Raw genomic sequence first — 24218 nt, 5'->3', positions numbered from 1 at the left:
ACGGGTGTGCGACGGGGCCATGATTTCAGCGGGCAGAGCGATCTGCCCGGCGGGATTAGTCGTCGCCCTTGAGCGCCGCACCCAGGATGTCACCGAGCGATGCACCGGAGTCAGAAGAGCCGTACTGCTCAACCGCTTCCTTCTCTTCGGCAATCTCGCGGGCCTTGATCGACAGACCCAGCTTGCGGGTCTTGCTGTCGATGTTGGTCACGCGCACGTCGACCTTGTCGCCCACGCCGAAACGCTCTGGGCGCTGCTCGGCACGGTCGCGCGACAGATCAGAGCGACGGATGAAGGATTTCATGCCTTCATACTCGACCTCGACACCGCCATCTTCGATCTTGGTCACTTCAACAGTGATGATCGAGCCGCGCTTCACGCCGCCAACCGCATCTGCAAAGGGATCACCGTCAAGAGCCTTGATCGAGAGCGAGATACGCTCTTTCTCAACGTCGACTTCGGCAACCTTGGCTTTGACCATGTCACCCTTGCGGAAATCGCCGATGACGTCTTCGCCGCGGCCTTCCCAAGTCAGGTCAGACAGGTGAACCATGCCGTCGATGTCGCCTTCAAGACCGATGAACAGACCGAATTCGGTGATGTTCTTGACCTCGCCTTCGACCTCGGTGCCCTCAGGGAACTGCTCTGCAAAGACTTCCCATGGGTTGCGCATGGTCTGCTTGAGACCAAGGGAAACGCGACGCTTGGCACTGTCGATTTCCAGCACCATGACTTCGACTTCCTGAGAGGTCGACACGATCTTGCCGGGATGCACGTTCTTTTTGGTCCAGGACATTTCAGAGACGTGAACCAGACCTTCAACGCCCGGCTCCAGCTCTACGAACGCGCCGTAGTCGGTGATGTTGGTCACGCGGCCGGTGTGCACGCTTTCCAGCGTGTACTTGGCTTCAACAGCATCCCATGGATCATCCTGCAGCTGCTTCATGCCAAGGCTGATGCGGTGGGTTTCCTTGTTGATCTTGATGACCTGCACCTTGATCGTTTCACCAATGGTGAGGATCTCGGAGGGGTGGTTCACACGGCGCCATGCCATGTCAGTCACGTGCAGCAGGCCGTCAACGCCGCCAAGGTCAACAAACGCACCGTATTCGGTGATGTTCTTGACCACGCCGTCCACTTCCTGACCTTCGGTCAGGTTGCCGATCACTTCGGCGCGCTGCTCGGCACGGGATTCTTCCAGGATCGCACGGCGCGACACAACGATGTTGCCACGGCGACGGTCCATTTTCAGAATCTGGAATGGCTGCTTGAGACCCATCAGCGGGCCCGCGTCGCGCACGGGGCGGACATCAACCTGAGAGCCGGGCAGGAACGCAACAGCGCCGCCAAGATCGACGGTGAAGCCACCTTTGACGCGGCCAAAGATTGCGCCATCGACGCGTTCTTCGTCGGCATATGCCTTTTCCAGACGATCCCAGGCTTCTTCGCGGCGGGCCATTTCACGCGAAATGACGGCTTCGCCGCGCGCGTTTTCGACCTGACGCAAGAACACTTCAACCTCGTCCCCTACGGACAGGTCAGCATCTTCACCGGGATTTGCGAATTCTTTGACATCAACGCGGCCTTCCATCTTGTAGCCTACGTCGATGATGGCTTGGCCTGCTTCAATTGCGATGACCTTGCCTTTGACAACGCTGCCTTCGGACGGCGTGTCGATTTCGAAGCTTTCGTTCAGGAGGGCTTCGAATTCCTCCATCATGTTATCAGCCATGTGGCGTGTTTTTCCTAATCTAGCTTTTATACGGGCCGTGCGGTTGTCTCCGCCGGTCTTTGGATTGCGGTTTGGTCGCGGCGCCAAGGCGGATCACAAAACAACAGGGCCAGCTTTCGCTCGACCCTGCTCAGTCTCATGTCCGCACCTGTCTCGGCGCTTAGACAGGGGCGCTATATGGGGTTTTGGGCCGTAGGGCAAGGGTGATTGGCTGCATTGCTGCGGGCACGGGCGTCCGGGCATGATCGCCGCAAATTGCGGCGTGGGGTGAATTGGGCTAGGGACGTGCAAAGTTGACGATTTGCCCGGTGCCCCATGTCTGACGTGCGCGACCAATACGAAGCCTACCCCTACCCTGCACGCGCGCCTGCGGATGAAGCCGAACGCCTGATTACAGGGTCGCCGTCTTTTCCTGCTGAGATGGATCATTGCCTGTGGGGCGGGCAGCGGGATTGGTCCCAGCCCCTGCGGGTGCTCGTGGCTGGTGGCGGCACCGGTGACGGGCTGGTGCAACTGGCGCAGCGGATGACCGATGCGGGCAAACCGCATGACATCTTATACCTTGATCTATCAAAGGCTTCGCGCGCCATCGCCGAACAGCGGATCGCCGCGCGCGGCCTTACGCATGTGCGGTTTGAAACCGGGTCATTGCTGGACGCGCCCGCATACGGGCCCTTTGACTATATTGATTGCTGCGGCGTGCTGCACCATTTGCCCGACCCGGTTGCAGGCCTGCGCGCGCTACGCGCGGCACTCGCCGCGGGCGGCGGGCTTGGTTTTATGGTCTATGCGCCGCACGGCCGCGCGGGTGTCTATCCGCTGCAAGCGGCCTTTAACCGACTTTATGGCCACCTGCCGCCGCGGAGCCGGTTGAAAGCCGCGAAGAAGGCCTTTGCTGCCGTGCCAGAGGGCCACATATTCCGCCGCAATCCGCATCTGGGCGATCATCATCAAAGCGACGCTGGCTTTTACGATCTACTGGTACATAGCCAGGATCAGGCTTTTGGCATCGCGGATTGGTGCGCCGCATTGACAGAGGCGGGATGGTCGCTGGCCGCGATGACGCAGCCGGGTCTTTATGATCTGACGCAGCTGATCGATGGTGCTGACAGGCTGGACCCGATTGCCGCGATGCAGACGGCAGAAGACCTGCGCGGTACGATCAAGACACATGTGGGCTATGCCCGCCCGGCAGAAGAGGCGGCCCCGCCACTTCCCGCATGGTCCGCGCGCATTCCACATCTGAACAACGTCCCGGCTGCACAGCTCGCACAGGCGATTGCCGCCGGAAAGATGCCGCCGCTACGGGTTGGTTCGGAACAGGTGCAGATCAAACTGCGCCCCGATACGGCCCCGCTGATCGCAGGCATCGACAAGCAGCGCACGCAATCGCAGATCGCCGATGCCGCTGGCCTGTCGGGCGACAAGGCCGCGCGGCTTTGGTCGAGGATCGAGGCCGCGCTGACCCCTTGGGGCGTGCTGCATTATTCGGGGATTGGCCGATAGACCTGCGTCATCAACCGCACGGACATCCGCAGATATCCCTGCCATGATGAGCCACACCACCTAAACACTGATCGGAAGCTGAATGGGCTGCATCAATGAAACAATGGCCTGGCCCATGGGCATCTTCTAGTCACTGGGTGCTCTGATGACGATCTACACAAAGTATGAGAGATCGCTCACGTGGTTCCAGGCGCTGCAGGTGACTGGGGGGGTCATCCGGATCAAGTTCACGGTCAAACGTGCAATCTTGCATGCCGCGATTGTCGGCATACCAATGGGATTGTGGATGTACCTTATAGTGCAGTGCAATCCCGGCGCGTTCTCAGGGATACTGAACGTTTCTGGGGCCTAACCCATCAAACCTCATTTAACGCCCCTTGCACCGCCGAAAAATAGGCCCCGACCTGTTGGCCATCGACCAGCGCGTGGTGCACCTCGAGCGTCATGGCCATGTCCCAGCGCGCGCCGTGGTCGCAGAACTTGCCCCATGACACCCGCGGGATGCAGTCGTGCGCGCCGGGGAGTGCGTTGTTCAGGGAGGTGTAGTCGAGCCATGGCATGCAAGAGGCATAGGCCACCGCGTCGGTCTGGCCGGTGTTGGCGTTGAGCACGGTGCCTTTCGCAGCTTCCGCAATCAGATCGGCGCAGACCCGGTCAAAACCGGCAAAATCCACCTGCCACGGCACATAGGCATAGCCGAAACTGCCGCCAGCGCGCGGGACGGTCATCGACAGGTCAATCGCGTCGTGCCGCACCACGGTATCGCCGCGAAAACGCATACACAGCTCTGGCACCGCGTGCAGACCTGCGCCGATGGCATAAAGGCTGGCGCGATAAGTGCTGATCCCATCTGCCTTGCGGGCCATCAGATGGGTCACGTCCATCCGCGAGGTGATGGCATAGTGCGGGCGGTCATAGGTTCGAAAGAACCGAAACTGATCCGCGCGCGGCCAGCTGTCCAAATCAACGATATGTTCCATGAGGGCAAGCTGCCTCACCCGCGCGCAAAAGCAAAGGGCCGCGTCCTTGCGGACACGGCCCCTGCAATGACTTCCCAATCGCGGGTGCGATTAGTTCTTGGCGTAGAATTCTACCACGAGGTTCGGTTCCATCGTGACGGGGTATGGCACATCGCCCAGACCCGGTGTGCGCACGAAGGTCGCCGCCATTTTGGAGTGATCGACATCCATGTAGTCAGGCACGTCACGCTCTGGCAGTTGGCTTGCCACCAGCACCAGCTCCAACTGCTTGGATTTCTGGCGGACGGAAATCACGTCGCCTTCTTTCACGCGGTAGGATGGGATGTTGACTTTTTTGCCGTTCACTTCGACGTGGCCGTGGTTCACGAACTGGCGTGCGGCAAAGACGGTCGGCACGAACTTGGCGCGGTAGACAACAGCGTCAAGGCGGCGTTCCAGCAGGCCAATAAGGTTTTCACCGGTGTCGCCTTTGACACGCTCGGCCTCAGCATAGATGCGGCGGAACTGCTTTTCGGTCAGGTCGCCGTAGTAACCCTTCAGCTTTTGCTTGGCGCGCAGCTGCAGACCAAAGTCAGACAGTTTGCCCTTGCGGCGCTGACCGTGCTGGCCGGGGCCATATTCACGACGGTTGACGGGGGATTTCGGACGACCCCAGATGTTTTCGCCCATCCGGCGGTCAATTTTGTACTTGGCAGCGGTACGCTTTGTCATACGCTGATCTCCTTCGTTAGGTTTTGAAGGGCGTTGTCCTTTCCCCTGATTTTGCAGGGGCGACAGGGTTCCGGTTGCCCGGTCCACCAACACCAATGAATGCGCGGCTTATAAGGGGGTTGGAGGCGGAGTCAACAACCTATCCGGCGATGCGGGGCACATTGATGTGGGCACTCCATTTGCGGCCCGCCCGACACTGGCGGGATTGTGATGAGAAGCGCTTGCGATGGGTCATTTTCTGTAAGAGGTTGCGGGTCGAAAGCACCTTGTGACAAAGAAACGTGGCCCGCATGAAACGCACATACGGTCTGATTGGTTTGGCCCTGCTCGCCGTTGCGGGTGTGGTCGGCATGATGCTGTTGCCAAAGCAGGGCCAGGTGTCGGAAACGGCTGCATTTGCGGCACCCGGCCTTGAGCCGATGACCATTGAACAGGCACGCGCAGAGTTTTGGCGATTGACCCCTGCGCTTTTGCTGGTTGTCTACGATGCGTTTGGCCAGACCGAGGAAGACGCGATTTACGACACGCTTGCCAGTGTCACCCACGGGGACGCGCTGGAATACCTCTATCTGGAACGGGTGGGCGCAATGGCCGGTGGCGGTCTGGAAGAGGCCGACCAGACCATTCACGAGATCAAGCTTTTGAACACGCAAGTCGCGCGGCAAGGTGGCACTTTGGCCATTGATGCGTCCTGGCAGGTGATCGGAACCGTCGGCCATGCCGAGCATCTGCATGTGCGCGGCAATACCTATAGTGCTGATCTGTCCGTCGCACCGGTTGATGGCGCGTGGCGGATCACCGATTTTGAGCTGCTGGATGTGAACCGCGACACGGCGGGCGAAACCTTTTTGGCGGCCGAAACCAACTGATGATCAGCATCGAAAACCTCTCATTCCGCTATGGCGGTGCCGACTTTCGGCTGCGGGTGCCTGCCTTTTCGCTGCAGAACAAAGAACGTGTGGCGATTGTCGGACCCAGCGGCAGTGGCAAGACCACGCTGTTGAACCTGATCGCGGGCATTCTGACGCCGGAGGCTGGCACGATTGACGTGGCAGGCACGGACGTCGCCACCCTGTCAGACACCCAGCGCCGCCGGTTTCGCGCCAGCACGATTGGCTTTGTGTTTCAGGACTTTGCCTTGCTGGATTACCTGTCCGCCCGGCAGAACATCCTTTACCCCTACCGGATCACACCCGCGCTGACCTTGACCGCCGCGGCGCGCGACCGGGCAGAGGCGCTCGCGACAGCCTGCGGGATTGGTGACAAGCTGGACCGGCACCCCACCGCGTTAAGCCAGGGCGAGCAGCAGCGGGTTGCCATTTGTCGTGCGCTGGTCACGCAGCCCAAGCTGATCCTGTCGGACGAAGCCACAGGCAACCTTGACCCCGACAGCAAGGCCCGCATCCTTGATCTGCTGTTTGAGCAGGCGGCAGAGGCCGGGGCCGCGGTTCTGGCTGTCACCCACGACCATGAGTTGCTGCCGCGCTTTGAGCGGGTGCTTGATTTCGCGCAGTTCCGCGAAGGCGCGCCAGTCGAAGGGGCCGGGGCATGAACGCGCTTTTCCTGGCATACGCCTATCTGCGGTATCACTGGGCGCGCAGTCTTGTTCTGACGCTTGTGACGGCGCTGATCCTTTTTGTACCAGTAGCCACGCAAATCCTGCTGTCCACAAGTGAGCGCGCCCTTGTCGCGCGCGGCGATGCGACGCCGCTTTTGCTGGGCAGTCGCGGATCGCAGTTGGATTTGACCATGGCGGCGTTGTACTTTTCGGACGAACGGCCCGATCCGGTGCCGATGCGCGAGGTTGAGGCGGTGTGGGACAGTGGTCTTGGCATCCCGATCCCGGTGCACACGGCGTTTTCGTCCGGTGGTTTCCGGATCATTGGCACCACACTGGACTATTTTGATTTCCGCGGATTGACCCCTGCAGCGGGGCGCGGGCTTTCGGTGCTTGGGGATGCGGTGATCGGGGCTGACGTTGCAAAAACCCTGAACAAAGGGGTTGGTGACACGTTGGTGTCATCGCCCGAGAACCTGTTTGACCTTGATGGGGTCTACCCGCTGGAGATGCCGATTGTAGGCGTGCTTGCGCCGACCAATTCACCAGACGATCAGGCGGTTTTTGTCGATATCAAGACGGCTTGGGTCATTCAGGGCATTGGTCACGGGCACGAAGATGTCGTGACCGCAGCCGAAGTTGCCGCCGGAAGTGAAGCAGTCGCCAACGCCGCCGTTGTGCAATACCAGCGCATCACCGAGGACAATATCGACAGCTTCCATTTTCATGGCAGTCAAGACGGCTTTCCCGCCTCGGCTGTGATCGTGGTGCCGAACGACACCCGGTCCGGCACGATCCTGAAGGGGCGCTACCTTGACGGTGAAAATCCAACCCAGTTGATCGAACCGGCTGGTGTGATCCAGGGGTTAGTTGACCGCATCTTTCGCATCAAGTCACTGCTGGACGTAGTGACCGCGATCATCGCGATTGCGGCCTGTGCGGCGATTGGGTTGGCGATCTTCCTCAGCTATCGGTTGCGCGCGCGCGAAATTGCCACCGCCGTCAAGCTTGGCGCGCGGCGCGGCATGGTTCTGCGGCTCTTGTCGGCAGAAACTTTCACATTACTCTCAATTTCAGCGGTTATTGCCGGGGTTGGCGCGACGATTGTGTCGCGCAACGCTGAGAGTTGGGTGGGCTGGTTGCTTGCCTTCGGTTCATAAAACACAGGAGGTTCAATGACACGTTTTCATCTTTCCGCAGCGGTTGCCGCACTGATCGCCGCCACGCCAGCGGTCGCGCACTACGGCATGATTATTCCAAGCGATCCGATGATCAGTCAGGAAGATGGCCGCAGTGTCGGGCTGACCATGTCGTTTTCGCATCCGTTCGAACTGGACGGGATGATGCTTGACACACCTGTCGGTTTTTCGGTGACGCACGAGGGCACAACGACCGATCTGCTGGGCGCGCTGAACGGTGCGACGGTCATGGACGATCAGGGCTATACGCTTGATTATCCGCTGGACCGCCCGGGCACCTATATCTTTGCCATGGAACCCCAGCCCTATTGGGAACCGGCTGAAGATGCCTTTATCATCCACTACACCAAGACCTATGTCACAGCTTACGGCGATGACGAAGGCTGGGACACCGAACTGGGCCTGAAAACAGAGATCGTGCCGCTGTCCAAGCCGTTTGGTCTGTGGGAGCACAACGTGTTTCAGGGCATCGTCAAAATGGACGGTGCACCGGTGCCCTACGCAGAGGTCGAGGTCGAGTTCTTCAACGAAACCGCAGGTGCGACCGCCCCTGACGAGCTGATGATCACCCAGACCGTCAAGGCTGATGCGAACGGTGTCTTTACCTATGCACCGCCTGCCCATGGCTGGTGGGGTTTTGCGGCGCTGAACACGGCGGATTACACGATCAACGAACCGGAATCCGGTGAAGACAAAGCTGTTGAGCTGGGTGCGGTGATCTGGGTTCACTTCGAAGAATGGACCGGCCAGTGATCCGGCGCGCCGCACTTGCCTGTCTGATGGCTGCCATCCCGGTTGGGGCGGCAGCACACCAGTTGGTTGTCTTTGCCTCTGTTGACTGCGCTGCCGTGCTGGTCGAGGCCAAGTTTTCAAACGGCAATGCCGTGCAGCAGGCAGACGTCCGTGTGCTTGACGGCGCAAATGCGCTGTTGACGACGCTACCGATTGGCAAAGATGGCACCGTCTCTGTGCCGCTGGACAGTGTGGACCATTCCGGCGGCCTGACTATCGAGGTCGATACCGGCAGCCACGACAACTATTGGATCGTCACCCCTGACGACATTGCCCGAAACTGCCAGAGCTGATGATGATGGGCGTTCTAAGACATTTCTTGGCCGCTTGTCTGGTCCTTGTCGCATTGGGCAGCGCCATGGCGCAGGATCGCCCGCGTGTGGTCGCTGTGAATTATCCGTTGCAGTTTCTCGCGGAACGCCTGCTGGGTGACGCGGCAGAGGTGGTTTTTCCGGTCCCCGAAGACGTGGACCCGTCATTCTGGCGGCCAACGATTGCCGATATCAGCATGATCCAATCGGCCGATCTGATCCTGTTGAACGGGGCTGGCTTTGCAACCTGGATTGACCGCGTGTCCCTGCCCCGGTCCAAGCTGGTGAACACCTCGGCTGCTGTCGACGACATGTTTATCGTCACCGAAAGCATCACGCACAGCCATGGCGATGGCGGCGCGCACAGCCACGAAGGGCTTGCGTCGTATCTATGGCTTGATCCGATGCTGGCCATCGCTCAGGCCGAGGCGGTTGCGGCCGCCATCACAGCGCGCGATCTTGCCCCTGCGGCCGAGGTCGAGGCGGCCATGGACGCGTTACGCAGTGATCTTGAAGCGCTGGACGATCAGACGCGCGCGGCCTTGGGCGACCTGCAAGGCGTCAGCATGATCGCCACGCACCCCCGCTATCACTATTTCGCCCGCCGCTATGGTTTGTCGGTGACCGCGCTGGAGTGGGAAGCGGGTGCGATGCCGGGTGACAGCGACATGGCAGACCTGCGGGATCTGGCAGAAGAGACCGGCGCGCAGGTTCTGATCTGGGAGGCCGCGCCCCCGGCGGAGGCATTTGAGATGACCCGCGGCCTGGGGCTTCGGAATGTTGTTTTTGCACCGCTGGCGCATGGTGTCGCGGGGCAGACATACATTGATACGCTGGCCGGGGCGGTCGCCGCGATGGAAGAGGCTTTGCCGCGATAAATGACGCGCCGGCCTTGCGGCAACCTATGTCCCATAGTTTGCAAGATTGATATTGTTGTTTGGGTGTGACCAGTGAATGTTAGGGCCTCATGATCCCGGGTCCCTTTCATCTTGTGATCGCCTTTGGTGCGGGCGTTCTGCTGTCGCTGATGGTGCTGTTTAACGGCACTTTGGCGACCTACGGCACGCTGCTGTTTGCGTCATGGGTGCCACATGCCACCGGCACGGTGGTGGCGCTGATCCTGCTGGCCCTTCTGCGTCCGGCCAAGGCGCAGACAAAGCGCCCGCCGCTTTGGGCCTATGCGGGCGGGTTGGTAGGTGCCTTCACGGTGATGGCCACATCCTACACCATGAACACAGCACTGGCGTTGTCGGGCACGATTGCGATCGGGCTTGCGGGGCAGATGGTGTTTTCACTGGTGGCCGACGCGCGCGGCCTGTTCGGGCTGCCGCAGAAGTTTCCCAGCCTGCGCGACTGGGCGGCACTGGCGCTGATCATTGCCGGCAGTCTGATCCTGATCTTCTTTGGCGGTGCGGCATGATCTGGTTTGTGCTGATTGCCTTCCTAGGCGGCGCTTCTGTCAGTTTGAGCCGTCAGATCAACGGGCGGTTGTCACTGTCGACCTCGGCGCTGCATTCATCATTCTGGAACCACATTGTGGGGCTGGGGCTGCTGACATGTATGGCGCTGGTGTTTGGCGGGCTGTTTACGCCGGGGATCGCGGATATTCCCTCTTGGGCGTATTTGGGCGGCACTGTGGGCGTGGTTTTCATCGCGCTGTCAAGCTGGCTGGTGGCGCGGATCGGCGCGGCACAAACGGCGCTTTTGATTATCGCGGGGCAGATGATTTCCGGCGTTGTGCTGGACATTGTGATGGGCGCACCCGGACAACCGTTGGCGCGGGTTGCCGGTGTCGCACTGATCCTTGCGGGCATGTGGCTTAGTCAGAAGAAACGTTGACCGGTTTGCCAGTTTGCCAGCTTAGTGTGGCGGCATCCGCCAAGAGTTGTGCCCGCAACCCATCGTAGATTGACGGGCTGGGTTGGGTGCCGGATTGCACGGCGTCGATGAAATGCGCCAACTCGCGGCGGTAGGCCTCGGCGTAGCGTTCCAGAAAGAAGTTCATGGTGGGTGCGGCCGCGATGCCCGCGCCTGTGGCCAAATGCACCGTGGTTTCGGGAATGTTGGCCACGGACAGCATACCCTTGGACCCGTGCACCTCTGCCCGCTGGTCATAGCCATAGGTGGCGCGGCGCGAGTTGCTGATCTGGCAGATCTTGCCGCTGGCGGTGGTCAGGGTCACGGCGGCAGTGTCCACATCGCCCGCCTCACCGATGGCCGGGTCCACAAGCGCCGATCCGACGGCGTAGACGGTCACCGGTTCTTCGGCCAGCATGAAGCGGGCCATATCAAGATCATGGATCATCATGTCGCGAAAGATGCCGCCCGAGGAGGTGATATAGCCGATGGGGGGTGGCGAGGGGTCGCGCGACAGGATCGTCACCATTTCGACCGCGCCTATTTCGCCTGCGCGGATGCGGGCCTGCATGTCGGCAAAGCTGGGGTCAAAGCGGCGGTTAAGTGCGGTCAAAAAGGCCACGCCGGCGTCTTCCACGACCTTGATACAATCGCGGATACGGTCGGCGGACATGTCCACCGGCTTTTCACAAAAGATCGCCTTGCCCGCGGCCGCGGCGGCATGGATCAGATTGTAATGGGTATCGGTGGGTGTGCCGATGATGATGGCGTCAATGTCATCGCTGGCGATGATCTGGTCAGGCGTGCGGATGTTTGCGCCTGTGCGGTCGGCAAGGGCCTGGGCCGCTTGCGGAAAGACGTCTGCCACCGCCTGCACCGTGGCGTCGGGGGATTGCATGGCGGACCCTGCGTGGACCTGCCCGATCCGCCCGCAGCCCAGAATTCCCAATCGCAGCATGTTGCCGTCCCTTTCCTTGGGGCGCAAAAATCTGTCACAGTTTTTTGGCCAATTTTTGTGTCAAAAATTGCGCACCTAGCGGAAGGCGCGCAGAACCTCGCGGGTATTGGCGACCAGCGGATCGTGGGTTTCCTGCAGGATTTGCACCCGGTCGAACCTGCCGGTATCCGCGTTCACGGCCGCGCGCAATGCGTTGCCAAAGGCCATGCGCAGCTCTGTCCCGATGTTGAACTTGCAGACGTGCGAGCCGCGCGCAAGGGCGGTCCGCTGAGCAACCGGCACGCCTGATCCGCCGTGGATGACCAAGGGCACGTCAGTTGCGGCCTCAATCGCGCGGATGCGGGGTTCGTCCAGCCCGCCGTCTTTGTCTTGTTGCAGATGCACATTGCCGACGCTGATCGCCATGGCATCAACCCCGGTTTCGCGGGCGAATTGCGCGGCCTCATCAGGGTCGGTCCCGGCAGAGCTTTCGCCGTCAGCGTAGCCGACAAAGCCGATCTCGCCCTCGCAAGAGATCCCGGCGGCATGGGCCATCTCGGCGATCTGCGCGGTCTCGGCGATGTTCTGCGCCAGTGGCTTGCGCGAGCCGTCGAACATTACCGAGGTAAAGCCTGCATCAAGCGCCGCCTTGCATTCGTCCATGGTATAGCCGTGGTCCAGATGGGCCACGACCGGCACAGCGGCGGCTTCGGCCAGATGCCGGAACATCGCCCCCAGCACCGGCAGCGGTGTGTGGGTGCGGCAGCTGGGCCCGGCTTGCAGGATCACCGGGCAGCCTTCGGCCTCTGCTGCTGTCACATAGGCGCGCATGTCTTCCCAGCCCAGCGTCACCAGCCCGGCCACCGCATAGCAATCGCGCAGGGCGGGTTGCAGCACGTCTTTCAGCGTCACAAGCGGCATCGGATTTCAGTCCTTGTTGCAAACGCCGGAGCCTCCGGCGGGCATATTTTCATTCAAAAGAAAGACAGGCGCTTATTTGAATTTCGCCACCATGTCCTTGATGCCAGGGATGGTTTCGACCTGATAGGCGTGGGTCGGCTGGAAGAACTGGATCAGGCTGCGCTGGGTCAGTCCGCCGAGGATGGTGAAGTAATACATCTCGTACCCCGGCATCACCGCGCAGGGGTGATAGCCCTTGTCGATCATGATCGTGGAGCCATCCATCAGCTGGTAGGCGTCACCGGGCTTGCCCTCTTCGCGCTGCAGGATCTGCACGCCGGACCCGTGGTTGGGCCGGAAGCGGAAGTTATAAGTCTCATCATGGCGGGTCTCAATGACGTTGCCCGCGTCATCGGTCCGGTCGGTGTCGTGTTTATGCGCAGGAAAGCCGGACCAGCCGCCTTGCCCCACGGTGAACAGCTCGCTCACCAGCAGGCGGCCGACCTTGTCGTGCTGTTTCTGGCCCAGGATATGTTTGATCTTGCGGTGGGTCTTGGTGTCGTCAGAGCCGTATTGCACCTTGTCGATTTCTGCCACGCGCACGTCAAAGGGGTCGAGCACCTTGTCGTATTTCGCCCCGGCGATGAAGGTTTCGGTATCTGCTGTGCAGGTCAGTGTGACGCGCGCGCCGACGGGGACATAGACGCCCTCTGGCTCGCCATCCCAGACGTCGGTGCCGCGATTGCCGAGAGCGGCATAGGCCACGCCTTCGACGTCCACGTCCACCGTGCCGGTCGCAGGCACAATGCAGGTTTCATAGCCCGGCACCTGATATTCAAATGTCTGGCCTGCCGTCAGTTTGACGATGTTGAAGTAGTTCAGCGGCACAGTCGGATCATCGGCACCGACGATCGGCTTATTTTGATTGTCATGGGGTGCGATGTGCATACGCGGTTCCTTTCAGGTCTCGGACGGGCCGGGATGGCTGGCCAAAAAAGCCTCGAGCGCTTGTGTATCAGGCATGGCGGGGGCGCAACCGGGTTTGGCAACAACGATGGCAGCACAAGCAGAGCCGCGCAGCACCGCCGCGCCAAGGTCGTGGCCCGCAGCAATCGACGACAAGAGCCCGGCCATGAAGCTGTCACCGGCGCCGGTGGGTTTCAGCGCTTCGACCGGGTAGATGCCGGTGCGCATTTCTTGCCCTTCGGAGAAGGTGATCGCGCCGTGTTCGCCCATTTTGTAGATGACGATCTGGGCCGAGGTCGCGGCCAGCGCGCGAGCCTTGGAGAGCCCCTTGTCGATGCTGCCCGCCATGAAGCCGAATTCTTCGTCATTGCCGACAATCACATCTGCGGCAGCGCCTGCGCGCGACAGCACATCAGCGGCCACCTGCGGCGAGGGCCAGCTATAGGGGCGGTAATCAATGTCAAAGATCACCGGAAGGCCAGCGGCGCGCGCCAGCGCAAACGCGCGGAATGCCGCCGTGCGGCTGGGTTCGGCCGCAAAGACGGTGCCTGCGGTGACCAGCGCTGTGAATTGGCCATAGTCCACGGCTTCGACGTCAGCGACGGTCATTTCAAAGTCCGCCGCACCGTTACGGTAGATCACCGATTGGTGGCCCGCGACCCTGCTTTCATAAAGCGCCAGCGAGTTGCGCGCCTCGCCGCCTTGCGGGGTGACATAGGTGGTGTCGACGCCGTAGTGGTGCAGCTTGTTGGTGCAAAAGCGGCCAACGGCGTCATCGGACACGCGGGTCACAAGTGAGGCCTGACCGCCCAGTTTCACGATGCCTGCCGCGATATTGGCCGATGATCCGCCCATGTCGGCGGTAAAGCTCTCGGCGTCCTCGGTGGCGATGCCGAGGGCTGGGAACAGGTCCATGCCCACGCGCCCGACCACCACAAAGCGGTTGCCCTTGATGCCTTCAATGGCGTCCATCACACGCCTCTCCGCTGCTTGGCGCGGCTGGATTCGACATCTTTGTGCGCGGCGGCCACTTTGGCGTTGTCGGTCACATGGGGTGTGCCGACTTCCCACCATGTGTGGCCCTGCGTGGTCCAGCCGTCATAGGCATCGACCTGCATGACGATGACATAAGTCTTGTCGCTGGCTTTGGCCCGCGCGAAGGCTTCGCCCAATTCGGCAGGGTTGGCGACGGTTTCGGCGGTGGCGCCCATCGCGGCGGCGTGGGCCTCAAAATCGACGGCGAATTGCGTGGTGGCTGTGGGCGTATCGGCAATCAGGTTGTTAAAGCTTTCGTTACCGGTGTTGTTTTGCAGCTTGTTGATCACCGCAAAGCCGCCGTTGTCGAGCACCAGCACGATCAGCTTTTTGCCGGTCAGCACGCTGGAATAGATGTCGGAGTTCAGCATCAGATAGCTGCCGTCACCGCAAAAGGTGATCGTATCCTGATCCGGTTCGCGTTCCATCTGGGCGATGCGCGCGCCCCATGCGCCCGCGATTTCATACCCCATGCAGGAAAAGCCGAATTCCACATCCACGGTGCCCACGTCCAGCGTGCGCCAGTTGGCTGTCACCTCTGCCGGTAAGCCACCGGCGGCGGCCACGACGCGGTCGCGCGGATCGCAGAGCGCGTTTACGGTGCCGATGGCTTGGGCATAGCTGTTGGGGCGGTTGCCGGGTCTGACGTTGTCAGCCACATAGGTGTTCCACGTGGCGCGTTCTGCCTGCGCGGTATCGACCCAGGCCTGATCCCCGGTCCAGTCGTCAAGTGCTGCTGTCAGCGCCGAGAGGCCCAGTTTGGCATCGCCGACCACGGGCAAAGAACGGTGCTTGCCCGCATCATGGCGGCCTGTGTTCAACCCGATGATCTGCGCATCCTTGGCGAAGGCAGTCCACGACCCGGTGGTGAAGTCCTGCAAGCGGCAGCCCACAGACAGGATCACGTCGGCCTTTTCGGCGATGGCATTGGCGCTGTCCGAGCCGGTGACCCCAATGGGGCCGATGTTCAGCGGGTGGGTGTCCACCAGATTGGCGCGGCCCGCGATGGTTTCGACCACAGGGATGTTGTGCGCCTCTGCAAAGGCGGTCAGCTCGGCCACAGCGCCGGAGTACTGCACGCCGCCGCCTGCAATAATCATCGGGCGTTTGGCGGCTTTCAAGGTGGCGGCAGCATCACCCACCTCGCCTGCGTCAGGGGCCTGCCGCCGGATGCGATGCACGCGCTTTTCGAACATCTCGACCGGGTAGTCATAGGCCCAGCCCTGCACATCCTGCGGCAATCCGATGAAGGCAGGGCCACAGTCAGCGGGGTCGAGCATGACCGCCAGCGCGTTGGGCAGGCTTTGGATGATTTGCGCAGGATGGGTGATCCGGTCCCAATAGCGGGTGACGGATTTGAAGGCGTCATTCACACCCAGCGTCGGGTCACCAAAGTGTTCCAGCTGTTGCAGCACCGGGTCCGGCAGGCGGGTGGTATAGGCATCGCCGCAAAGCATCAGCATCGGCAGACGGTTGGCATGGGCCAGCGCGCTGGCGGTCAGCAGGTTCGCCGTGCCCGGACCGGCACTTGCCGTGCAGAACATGAACCGCTGGCGCAGCCACTGCTTGGCATAGCCTGCCGCTGCGAATCCCATGCTTTGTTCATTCTGCCCGCGATAAAGCGGCAGCGTCGCGCGGTGATCGTAAAGCGCTTCGCCCAGACACGTGACATTGCCATGCCCGAAGATGCCAAAGCCGCCACCACAGAGCCGCCATTCTTGCCCGTCAATCACGATGAATTGCGCGTCAAGATAACGCATGATGGCCTGCGCCGTGGTCAGGCGTATGGTGGTGCTCGTCATGGTGTGGCTTACCCTCGTTTGCGCGTTCCCACTTGCGCAGGTCTGATTCTGAGGTTACTCATTTTGCAACCGGTTGCAAACCGAATTTCACAAAGGGTGCCGCGAGATGGCTGAGATTGGCATTGGGATCGTCGGCGGCGGCTACATGGGCAAAGCGCATGCTGTGGCAATGGCAGCTGTGGGCGCAGTGTTCAACACCCGGCTGCGGCCCCGGCTGGAAATGGTCTGCGCCAGCAGTGCCGCATCTGCCGAGAAATACCGCGCCGCCTTTGGCTTTGCCCGCGCCACGGACGACTGGCGGGCGCTGGTCCATGACCCCGCCGTGCAGGCCGTTGTGATCGCCAGCCCACAAGCCACACATCGCGCCATCGCAGAGGCGGCGTTTGCCCTTGGCAAACCGGTGATGTGCGAAAAGCCGATGGGGGCGACGCTGGACGACGCGCAGGCCATGACGGCTGCCGCAGACGCCGCCGGTGTGGTCAATATGGTCGGCTACAACTACGTCCGCACGCCCGCCACGCAATACGCGCGTCAATTGATCGCCGATGGCGTGATCGGCGATGTGACATGGTTTCGCGGCGAACATACCGAAGACTTTTATGCCGACCCCGACGCCCCCGCGACATGGCGCACAAGCGGAGAGGCGAACGGCACCATCGGTGATCTGTCACCACATATGATCAACTGCGCGCTGGCGCTCCTCGGTCCGATTTCGTCCCTCGTCGCGACACATGAAACAGTCCACAAGACCCGCCCCGGCGGCGCAGTCACCAATGACGATCAGGCGCAGCTGATGTGCCGCTTTGCGGGTGGCTGCATGGGGCAGATGCACTTCAGTCGGATCGCGACAGGCCGCAAGATGGGTTATGCCTATGAGGTCACGGGGACCAAGGGTGCGATCCGGTTCGATCAGGAAGATCAGAACGCGCTGTGGCTGTATCAGCATGACGCGCCAGAGGCGCAGCGCGGCTTTGCCAAGATCCTGACCGGCCCGGCGCACCCCGACTATCTGCCGTTCTGTCAGGGGCCGGGTCACGGCACCGGCTATCAGGATCAGATCATCATCGAGGCCCGCGATTTCCTGCAGGCCATCGCCACCCAAACCAACATCTGGCCCACCTTCGCGGATGGGTTGGCCGTTTATCACGTGATCGACGCGATACGTAAATCTGCCCAGACCGGGCAGTGGCAGGACGTGACCAGCTAAGGACAACACCATGACCATCACCATCGGCAATGCCCCCTGTTCATGGGGCGTGGAATTTGCAGACGACCCGCGCAACCCCGCATGGCGCGAGGTGCTGCGCCAATGCCAGCAGGCGGGCTACACCGGGATCGAGCTTGGCCCGGTGGGGTTCATGCCCGAAGACCCGGTGGAACTGGGTGAGGCGCTGTCCGAATTCGGCCAGACGCTGATTGGTGGCGTGGTGTTCCGGCCCTTTCATGATGCAGGCGCTTGGGATGACGTGATGGACGGATCGGTGCGCACCTGCAAAGCGCTTGTGGCCCACGGCGCGCAGCATCTGGTGCTGATCGACAGCATCTCACCCCGGCGCGCACCAACGGCGGGCCGTGCCACAGAGGCCGAACAGATGGACAAGGCGGAATGGATCGCCTACCGCGACCGGATCGCCACGATTGCGCGCATGGGGGCAGAGGAATACGGGCTGACCGTCGGCATTCACGCGCACGCCGCAGGGTTCATGGACTTTGAGCCAGAGCTTGAACGTCTGCTGGACGAGGTGGATGAAAGCATCCTGAAGATCTGCTTTGACACTGGCCACCATTCCTATGCCGGGTTTGATCCGGTGGCCTTTATGATGCGCCACATCGACCGGATTTCCTATATGCATTTCAAGGATATTGATCCGGCGGTCAAAGCCGATGTCGTCAAGAACCGGACCGACTTCTACACCGCCTGTGGACAGGGGATTTTCTGCAATCTGGGTCAGGGCGACGTTGATTTTCCCGCCGTGCGGCAGGTGCTATTGGATGCGGGATTTGATGGCTGGTGTACGGTGGAACAGGATTGCGACCCGACGCTGGGGACCGATACGCTGGGCGATGCCGTGGCTAACCGCACGTACCTGCAATCCATTGGTTTTTAAGGAAGATCACCTATGAAAAAGCTGAATTGGGGTATGATTGGCGGCGGCAAAGGCAGCCAGATCGGACCGGCCCACCGTCTGGGCGCGCAGGCCGATGGCAACTTTGTGCTGGCCGCAGGTGCATTGGATCACGACCCGGACGCAGGCCGCGCCTATGCGCAGGAACTGGGCGTTGCCCCGGACCGCGCCTATGGCAACTGGCAGGACATGCTGGCGGGCGAAAAGGACCGTGATGACCGGGTTGATCTGGTCACGGTCGCTACGCCGAACAGCACGCATTTCGAGATCACCAAAGCCTTTCTGCAGGCGGGGTTCAACGTGCTGTGCGAAAAGCCGATGACTATGACCGTGGAGGAAGGCGAAGAGATCGTGAAGATAGCCGCGGCCTCGGGCAAGACCTGTGCCGTCAATTACTGCTACAGCGCCTATCCGATGGTGCGCGAGATGCGGCAGATGGTGCGCACGGGCCAGATCGGCAAGGTGCGGCTGGTGGTGACCAGCTTTAGCCACGGGCACCACGGCGATGCAACGGATGCCGACAATCCGCGGGTGCGCTGGCGCTATGACCCCGCGATGGCCGGTGTGTCGGGCCAGTTCGCGGACTGCGGTATTCACGCGCTGCACATGGCGAGTTTTGTGGTGGGCGATCAGGTTGAAACGCTCTCGGCGGACTTTGCCAGCACGATCCCCAGCCGCGTATTGGAGGACGACGCGATGGTCAATTTCCGCATGTCAGGCGGCACGGTCGGGCGGCTTTGGACCTCTTCCGTGGCGATTGGCCGCCAGCATGGGTTTGACATTCAGGTCTTTGGCGAAACCGGCGGGATGCGGTGGGCGTCAGAGCAACCCAACCAAGTCTATTATACCCCGGTGGGTGGCCGCACGCAGATCATGGAAAAGGGCGAAGGCAGCCTGTCGGACGAGGCCGCGCGCTTGTCCCGCGTTGCCATTGCCCACCCCGAAGGCTTTCCACTGGCGGTCGCCAATATCTACGTTGATCTGGCGGCCACGATCCGGGGCGAGGCCCGCGATGGATTGCCGACGGCAGAGGATGGGCTGCGGTCGATGGCGGCAGTGCATCAGGCCGTCATGTCGGCCAAGCAACAGGGGGCATGGGTCGATGCCCGCCCGCCGATGTTCCGAACAGGCTGATCCATTTGCGACATTTGCAGGCGTCGATCGCGTGACAGACCCCGCACGCCTTTGCGCTATGATCTGACGGATCATAAAGCGGAGGCGACCATGTACGAACGACAGCTTGTTTCAAACGGCAATCCGATGGAAGAGATTGTGGGCTTCAGCAGAGCCGTCCGTGTCGGCCCCTATATCGCGGTCGGTGGCACCGCTCCGGTGGATGCAAAGGGGCAAACCGTGGGTGTGGGCGATGTCTATGCCCAGACCTGCCAATGCTTCGAAATCATCAAGCGCGCGCTGGAGGATGCAGGATCGGGGTTGCACGACATCGTCCGGACCCGTGTTATCCTTACCGATATCGACACTTGGAAGCAGGCGATCGAAGCGCGCAAACGCTACTGTATCGACGCGCGCCCGGTGGATACGATCATGGCAATTGACCGCTTTGTGAATCCTGAATGGCTGGTCGAAATCGAGGTTGACGCGATCATGGCCGGATCGGTTGGCGCAGACTAGGCCACCGTCGCCAGAGCCGCAGCATCCGCGTCGTCATCAAAGAGGGCACGCCCCGTGTCGTGTCAGGATCCGACCCGGCGCAGGGTGCCACGTTCAACCACATCGCAGGGAAACAGCCGCGCTTCGGGGTAGCGTTCGGGGTCATCCAGCATCGCTGTTATCAGCTCGACCGAGCTGCTGATGATCTGCCCGATGGGCTGGCGGATGGTGGTCAGGTCAATGTTCGCCCAGCCCGCCATTTCCATGTCATTGAGGCCGATGATCCCGATGTCATCCGGCACCCGCAACCCGGCATCGCGCACCGCTGACAGTGCCCCGATCGAGAGCACGTCGTCGCCGCAGAAATAGGCCTCTGCCATCTCGCCCTGCAGCAGGCGCTGCATCTCTGCGCGGCCCGCGTCAAAAGAGTATTGCGCGGCAAAGGAATGGCTGACCGTGACGTCGTGGTGATTTGCGATCTCGGTCATGAAGCCCTGATAGCGGTCTTGCGTGGATGTCGCGGCCTCTGGCCCGCCCAGGAATGCGACGCGCTTGTGCCCCCGCGCCAAGAGCGCGCGCGCAGCCATGCGCCCGCATTCCACATTGTCGACACCCACCACATGCACATGCGGATTGGTGGCGTGGCGTCCAAAGGTGTGGACCACCGGCAGGCCCGCGTCGCGGAACGCCTTGGAAAAGTCCGGGCTAAGCGTGGATGAGGCGACGATCACCCCGTCCACCGAATATTGCCGCATCATTTGGACCGAATTTTGCGGATCGGTTTCATCGGTCAGATTGACCAGCAGTGGCCGCAGCCCGCGTTCCTGAAGCGCGCGGGTAAAGCGGTCAAAGACGGTCAGAAAGATCGGATTGTGAAAGTTGTTGCTGATCAGACCAATCATCTTGGTCCGCCCCGTGGTTAGCGATGACGCCAGCGCATTGGGGCTGTAACCCAGCTCTGCTGCTGCTTTCTGCACCTTTTTGCGCATTTTGGGCGACACGGACGCCCCATCGGTGAACGTGCGCGACACGGCAGAGCGTGAAACGCCCGCCCGTTCGGCAACATCTTTGAGCGTCGCGGCCATGAACCCTCTTTCCCTGTCCTGCTATCGTTTTAGCCCAGCACGCCCTGCGCTGCATCCTCTGATTTTCCATCACTATTTGCAACCGGTTGCAAAATTTCTCGAATCGTGGTTCCCTGTCCCATGGGCAGCCCGGCCTGGGCCGCGTTGCCCACAAATCAGGGAGAGAACTTATGACATCCAAGATCAAGACACTGGCCCTTGCGGCCTCTGTTGCGGCAGCGCCGTTCATGACCGCGACAAGTGTTGCGGCTGATGGGCACGCGGACCTGAGCTATGTGCTGGTCAGCCATGCACCCGACAGCGACACATGGTGGAACACCATCAAGAACGGTATCGCGCTGGCGGGCGAACAGGTTGGCGTGAACGTCGAATACCGCAACCCGCCCACCGGTGACATCGCCGACATGGCGCGGATCATCGAACAGGCCGCAGCCTCGCAGCCTGACGGCATCATCACCACACTGGCCGATTATGACGTGCTTCAAGGCCCGATCACGGCTGCCGTGGACCAAGGCATTGACGTCATCATCATGAACACCGGCACGCCAGAACAAGCGCGCGAAGTGGGTGCGCTGATGTATGTGGGCCAGCCCGAATATGACGCAGGCTTTGCCGCCGGGCAGCGCGCCGCTGGTGAAGGCGTGACCAAGTTTCTTTGCGTAAACCACGCCATCCAGCAGCCCACCGTCGGCGAGCGTTGCCGCGGCTATGCTGATGGCCTTGGGATTGAGCTGGGTGACGCGATGATGGACAGCGGCACTGACCCGGCTGAAATCAAGAACAAGGTTCTGGCCTATCTGTCGGCCAACCCCGATGTTGACGGCATCCTGACGCTGGGCCCTGTGTCGGCTGACCCGACCATTGCAGCACTCCAGGAAAACGGCATGGCCGGTGACATCCACTTTGGCACCTTTGACCTTGGCGAAGAGATCGTCAAAGGCATCAAGGATGGCACGATCATCTGGGGCATCGACCAGCAGCCCTTCCTGCAGGCCTATATGCCTGTCGTGATCCTTGCCAACTGGGACCGCTATGGCGTGCTGCCGGGCAACAACATCAACTCTGGCCCCGGCTTTGTCACCGCTGACGGCCTGTCCAAAGTTGAAGAGTTCGCAGGCGAGTTCCGCTAGGGCGGCCGAAACGACACGAGCGGATCCCGGCGCTGCCGGGGTCCGCTTTTTTCATCGCACGCAGCATCATACCGGGGGCAACGCACATGGCTGTGACCGACCAGAAAGACGAACGCGTCAAGGAAATCTCGCGCTTCAGACAAGCCTTGATCCGGCCAGAACTGGGCGGGATCGTCGGCACGATCGCGGTTTTTACCTTCTTCCTGTTGTTTGCTTTTGACAGCGGCATGTTTGCCGCACAGGGCGTGATGAACTGGGGCATTGTATCAGCGCAATTCATGATTATCGCCGTGGGTGCCTGCCTTTTGATGATCGCAGGAGAGTTTGATCTGTCCGTGGGGTCGATGATCGGCTTTGCGGGGATGATGATCGCGGTCTTTGGCGTCGTGCTGGCCTGGCCGATGTGGTTCGCGATCCTGATCACCTTTGCGCTTTGCCTTGCGATTGGCGCGCTCAACGGGTTCATCGTGATCCGCACCGGATTGCCGTCCTTCATCGTCACACTTGCCTTTCTGTTTATCCTGCGCGGCTTTACGATCTACATCCCGCAGACGCTGGAAAGCAAAACCATCATCGGTGGCATCCGGGACGCGGCAGAAGGCGACTGGCTGGCCCCGATCTTTGGCGGCAAGATCGGCCAGCCGATCTTTCAATGGCTGGGCGACGCAGGGATCATCAGTGTTTTTGAGCGCGGCAACCGCATGGGCGAACCGGTCGTTGACGGCATCCCGATGATGATGGTCTGGGCGGTGATCCTGATTGTCTTCGGGCATGTACTGCTGACCAAAACCCGCTTTGGCAACTGGATCTTCGCCGCAGGGGGCGACGCGGAAAGTGCACGCAACTCTGGTGTGCCTGTCAATCAGGTCAAGATCCTGATGTTCATGTTCACCGCCTTCTGCGCCACCATTTTCGCGATCTGTCAGGTGATGGAATTCGGCTCTGCCGGGGCCGACCGGGGCCTGTTGAAGGAATTTGAGGCGATCATCGCCGTAGTCATTGGCGGTGCGTTGCTGACCGGCGGCTATGGGTCGGTTCTGGGGGCGGCATTGGGTGCGCTGATCTTTGGGGTGGTGCAGCAGGGGCTGTTCTTCGCCGGCGTCGAAAGCTCACTCTTCAGGGTTTTTCTGGGGCTGATCCTTTTGGGGGCCGTGATCCTGAACACCTATATTCGCCGCGTCATCACGGGGGAACGTTGATATGACTGCACCACTGATCCAGATGAAAAACATCGAAAAGCACTTTGGCAGTGTGATCGCACTCGCCGGTGTCTCGGTCGATGTGATCCCCGGTGAATGCCATTGCCTGCTGGGCGACAATGGTGCTGGCAAATCGACCTTCATCAAGACGATGTCAGGCGTACATCAGCCGACCGCGGGCGAGATATTGTTCGAAGGCCAGCCGATGAACTTTGCCGACCCGCGCGACGCGATGGCCGCGGGCATCGCCACCGTGCACCAGCACCTGGCGATGATCCCGCTGATGTCGGTCGCGCGAAACTTTTTCATGGGCAATGAGCCGATCAAGAAGATCGCGGGGATCAGCTTTCTCGACAGCAAGAAGGCGGACGAGGTCACGATGGCCGAGATGAAAAAGATGGGCATCAACCTGCGTGGTCCCGACCAGGCCGTAGGAACCCTGTCGGGGGGTGAGCGCCAGACCGTTGCGATTGCCCGTGCGGTGCACTTTGGCGCGAAGGTGCTGATCCTGGATGAGCCGACCTCTGCCCTTGGTGTGCGCCAGACGTCCAACGTGCTGGCGACCATCGACAAGGTGCGCAAGCAAGGCGTTGCCGTGGTCTTTATCACCCACAACGTGCGCCATGCGATGGCGGTGGGCGACCGCTTCACCGTGTTGAACCGGGGCAAGACGCTGGGCACCGCAATGAAGGGTGAGATCACGCCAGAAGAGCTGCAAGACCTCATGGCCGGCGGTCAGGAACTCGCCACACTCGAAGGGTCGTTGGGCGGGACAGTTTGA

General features: G+C 61.0%; 25 protein-coding genes. 16 read left to right on the top strand and 9 right to left on the bottom strand.

The window, feature by feature from the left end:
- Positions 1–55 precede the first annotated feature (55 nt).
- A complete protein-coding gene (rpsA, locus tag AB3Y40_RS01735; RefSeq protein WP_369439582.1) occupies positions 56–1762 on the bottom strand; it encodes a 30S ribosomal protein S1 in 1707 nt (568 codons plus the stop codon).
- Positions 1763–2047: 285 nt separating this feature from the next.
- Between rpsA and AB3Y40_RS01730 the strand changes: the two genes are divergently transcribed.
- Entirely contained in the window at positions 2048–3238 is a 1191-nt protein-coding gene (locus AB3Y40_RS01730; protein WP_369437080.1) for a class I SAM-dependent methyltransferase, read from the top strand.
- A 356-nt stretch (positions 3239–3594) separates the two neighbouring features.
- Here AB3Y40_RS01730 and AB3Y40_RS01725 read toward each other — a convergent pair whose 3' ends face one another.
- Complete coding sequence (locus AB3Y40_RS01725) at positions 3595–4218, bottom strand: CatA-like O-acetyltransferase (RefSeq protein WP_369437079.1); 624 nt, start codon at positions 4216–4218, stop codon at positions 3595–3597.
- Between the two features lie 90 nt (positions 4219–4308).
- Positions 4309–4929 (bottom strand): 30S ribosomal protein S4, encoded by a 621-nt coding sequence (gene rpsD, locus AB3Y40_RS01720; protein ID WP_369437078.1) that lies wholly within the window; start codon positions 4927–4929, stop codon positions 4309–4311.
- A 290-nt stretch (positions 4930–5219) separates the two neighbouring features.
- On the opposite strand from rpsD, the gene AB3Y40_RS01715 reads away from it, so the two are divergent.
- The 8 genes from AB3Y40_RS01715 to AB3Y40_RS01680 all read left to right on the top strand — a co-directional run bounded on the left by AB3Y40_RS01715 (position 5220) and on the right by AB3Y40_RS01680 (position 10628).
- The gene (locus AB3Y40_RS01715) at positions 5220–5798 is read left to right on the top strand and encodes a hypothetical protein (protein WP_369437077.1); all 579 of its coding nucleotides are present in this window, start codon (positions 5220–5222) and stop codon (positions 5796–5798) included.
- Positions 5798–6481, top strand: a complete 684-nt coding sequence (locus AB3Y40_RS01710) for an ABC transporter ATP-binding protein (RefSeq protein WP_369437076.1) — start codon at positions 5798–5800, stop codon at positions 6479–6481. The genes AB3Y40_RS01715 and AB3Y40_RS01710 overlap by 1 nt, the downstream gene beginning before the upstream one ends.
- Positions 6478–7647, top strand: a complete 1170-nt coding sequence (locus AB3Y40_RS01705) for an ABC transporter permease (RefSeq protein WP_369437075.1) — start codon at positions 6478–6480, stop codon at positions 7645–7647. The genes AB3Y40_RS01710 and AB3Y40_RS01705 overlap by 4 nt, the downstream gene beginning before the upstream one ends.
- Before the next feature lie 15 nt (positions 7648–7662).
- Complete coding sequence (locus AB3Y40_RS01700) at positions 7663–8439, top strand: DUF4198 domain-containing protein (protein WP_369437074.1); 777 nt, start codon at positions 7663–7665, stop codon at positions 8437–8439.
- Positions 8436–8771: a hypothetical protein gene (locus AB3Y40_RS01695; protein WP_369437073.1), complete on the top strand. Its 336-nt coding sequence runs from the start codon at positions 8436–8438 to the stop codon at positions 8769–8771. The genes AB3Y40_RS01700 and AB3Y40_RS01695 overlap by 4 nt, the downstream gene beginning before the upstream one ends.
- A 5-nt stretch (positions 8772–8776) precedes the next feature.
- Positions 8777–9667 (top strand): metal ABC transporter substrate-binding protein, encoded by an 891-nt coding sequence (locus AB3Y40_RS01690; RefSeq protein ID WP_369437072.1) that lies wholly within the window; start codon positions 8777–8779, stop codon positions 9665–9667.
- 89 nt (positions 9668–9756) lie between these two features.
- Complete coding sequence (locus tag AB3Y40_RS01685; RefSeq protein ID WP_369437071.1) at positions 9757–10209, top strand: DMT family transporter; 453 nt, start codon at positions 9757–9759, stop codon at positions 10207–10209.
- Positions 10206–10628: a DMT family transporter gene (locus tag AB3Y40_RS01680; RefSeq protein WP_369437070.1), complete on the top strand. Its 423-nt coding sequence runs from the start codon at positions 10206–10208 to the stop codon at positions 10626–10628. Before AB3Y40_RS01685 ends, AB3Y40_RS01680 begins: the two co-directional genes overlap by 4 nt.
- Here the strand turns inward: AB3Y40_RS01680 and iolG are convergent.
- The 5 genes from iolG to iolD all read right to left on the bottom strand — a co-directional run bounded on the left by iolG (position 10609) and on the right by iolD (position 16286).
- Positions 10609–11604, bottom strand: coding sequence for an inositol 2-dehydrogenase (gene iolG / locus AB3Y40_RS01675; RefSeq protein ID WP_369437069.1), 996 nt, complete (start codon positions 11602–11604; stop codon positions 10609–10611). The genes AB3Y40_RS01680 and iolG overlap by 20 nt on opposite strands.
- A gap of 75 nt (positions 11605–11679) precedes the next feature.
- Positions 11680–12504: a class II fructose-bisphosphate aldolase gene (locus AB3Y40_RS01670; protein WP_369437068.1), complete on the bottom strand. Its 825-nt coding sequence runs from the start codon at positions 12502–12504 to the stop codon at positions 11680–11682.
- Positions 12505–12576: 72 nt separating this feature from the next.
- The gene (locus tag AB3Y40_RS01665; RefSeq protein ID WP_369437067.1) at positions 12577–13431 is read right to left on the bottom strand and encodes a 5-deoxy-glucuronate isomerase; all 855 of its coding nucleotides are present in this window, start codon (positions 13429–13431) and stop codon (positions 12577–12579) included.
- 12 nt (positions 13432–13443) lie between these two features.
- Positions 13444–14421, bottom strand: a complete 978-nt coding sequence (iolC, locus tag AB3Y40_RS01660; protein ID WP_369437066.1) for a 5-dehydro-2-deoxygluconokinase — start codon at positions 14419–14421, stop codon at positions 13444–13446.
- Positions 14421–16286 (bottom strand): 3D-(3,5/4)-trihydroxycyclohexane-1,2-dione acylhydrolase (decyclizing), encoded by a 1866-nt coding sequence (iolD, locus tag AB3Y40_RS01655; RefSeq protein WP_369437065.1) that lies wholly within the window; start codon positions 16284–16286, stop codon positions 14421–14423. Before iolD ends, iolC begins: the two co-directional genes overlap by 1 nt.
- Before the next feature lie 106 nt (positions 16287–16392).
- On the opposite strand from iolD, the gene AB3Y40_RS01650 reads away from it, so the two are divergent.
- The 4 genes from AB3Y40_RS01650 to AB3Y40_RS01635 all read left to right on the top strand — a co-directional run bounded on the left by AB3Y40_RS01650 (position 16393) and on the right by AB3Y40_RS01635 (position 20044).
- Positions 16393–17493, top strand: a complete 1101-nt coding sequence (locus AB3Y40_RS01650) for a Gfo/Idh/MocA family protein (RefSeq protein WP_369437064.1) — start codon at positions 16393–16395, stop codon at positions 17491–17493.
- Positions 17494–17503: 10 nt separating this feature from the next.
- The gene (locus AB3Y40_RS01645; protein ID WP_369437063.1) at positions 17504–18394 is read left to right on the top strand and encodes a sugar phosphate isomerase/epimerase family protein; all 891 of its coding nucleotides are present in this window, start codon (positions 17504–17506) and stop codon (positions 18392–18394) included.
- A 12-nt stretch (positions 18395–18406) separates the two neighbouring features.
- Positions 18407–19546 carry a Gfo/Idh/MocA family protein gene (locus tag AB3Y40_RS01640; RefSeq protein ID WP_369437062.1) on the top strand — a complete coding sequence of 380 codons (1140 nt, stop codon included), beginning with the start codon at positions 18407–18409 and terminating at the stop codon, positions 19544–19546.
- A 90-nt stretch (positions 19547–19636) separates the two neighbouring features.
- Complete coding sequence (locus AB3Y40_RS01635; protein WP_369437061.1) at positions 19637–20044, top strand: RidA family protein; 408 nt, start codon at positions 19637–19639, stop codon at positions 20042–20044.
- Between the two features lie 62 nt (positions 20045–20106).
- On the opposite strand, the gene AB3Y40_RS01630 is transcribed toward AB3Y40_RS01635, so the two are convergent.
- Entirely contained in the window at positions 20107–21108 is a 1002-nt protein-coding gene (locus AB3Y40_RS01630) for a LacI family DNA-binding transcriptional regulator (RefSeq protein ID WP_369437060.1), read from the bottom strand.
- A gap of 170 nt (positions 21109–21278) precedes the next feature.
- On the opposite strand from AB3Y40_RS01630, the gene AB3Y40_RS01625 reads away from it, so the two are divergent.
- The 3 genes from AB3Y40_RS01625 (at position 21279) to AB3Y40_RS01615 (ending at position 24218) form a co-directional block, all read left to right on the top strand.
- A complete protein-coding gene (locus AB3Y40_RS01625) occupies positions 21279–22238 on the top strand; it encodes a sugar ABC transporter substrate-binding protein (protein ID WP_369437059.1) in 960 nt (319 codons plus the stop codon).
- 86 nt (positions 22239–22324) lie between these two features.
- Positions 22325–23437, top strand: a complete 1113-nt coding sequence (locus tag AB3Y40_RS01620) for an ABC transporter permease (RefSeq protein WP_369437058.1) — start codon at positions 22325–22327, stop codon at positions 23435–23437.
- A 1-nt stretch (position 23438) separates the two neighbouring features.
- Positions 23439–24218 (top strand): ATP-binding cassette domain-containing protein, encoded by a 780-nt coding sequence (locus AB3Y40_RS01615; protein WP_369437057.1) that lies wholly within the window; start codon positions 23439–23441, stop codon positions 24216–24218.

It is taken from the genome of Yoonia sp. R2331 (assembly GCF_041103235.1).
Classification (GTDB): Bacteria; Pseudomonadota; Alphaproteobacteria; order Rhodobacterales; family Rhodobacteraceae; genus CANMYO01.
This window is presented reverse-complemented; position numbering and strand designations above follow the sequence as displayed.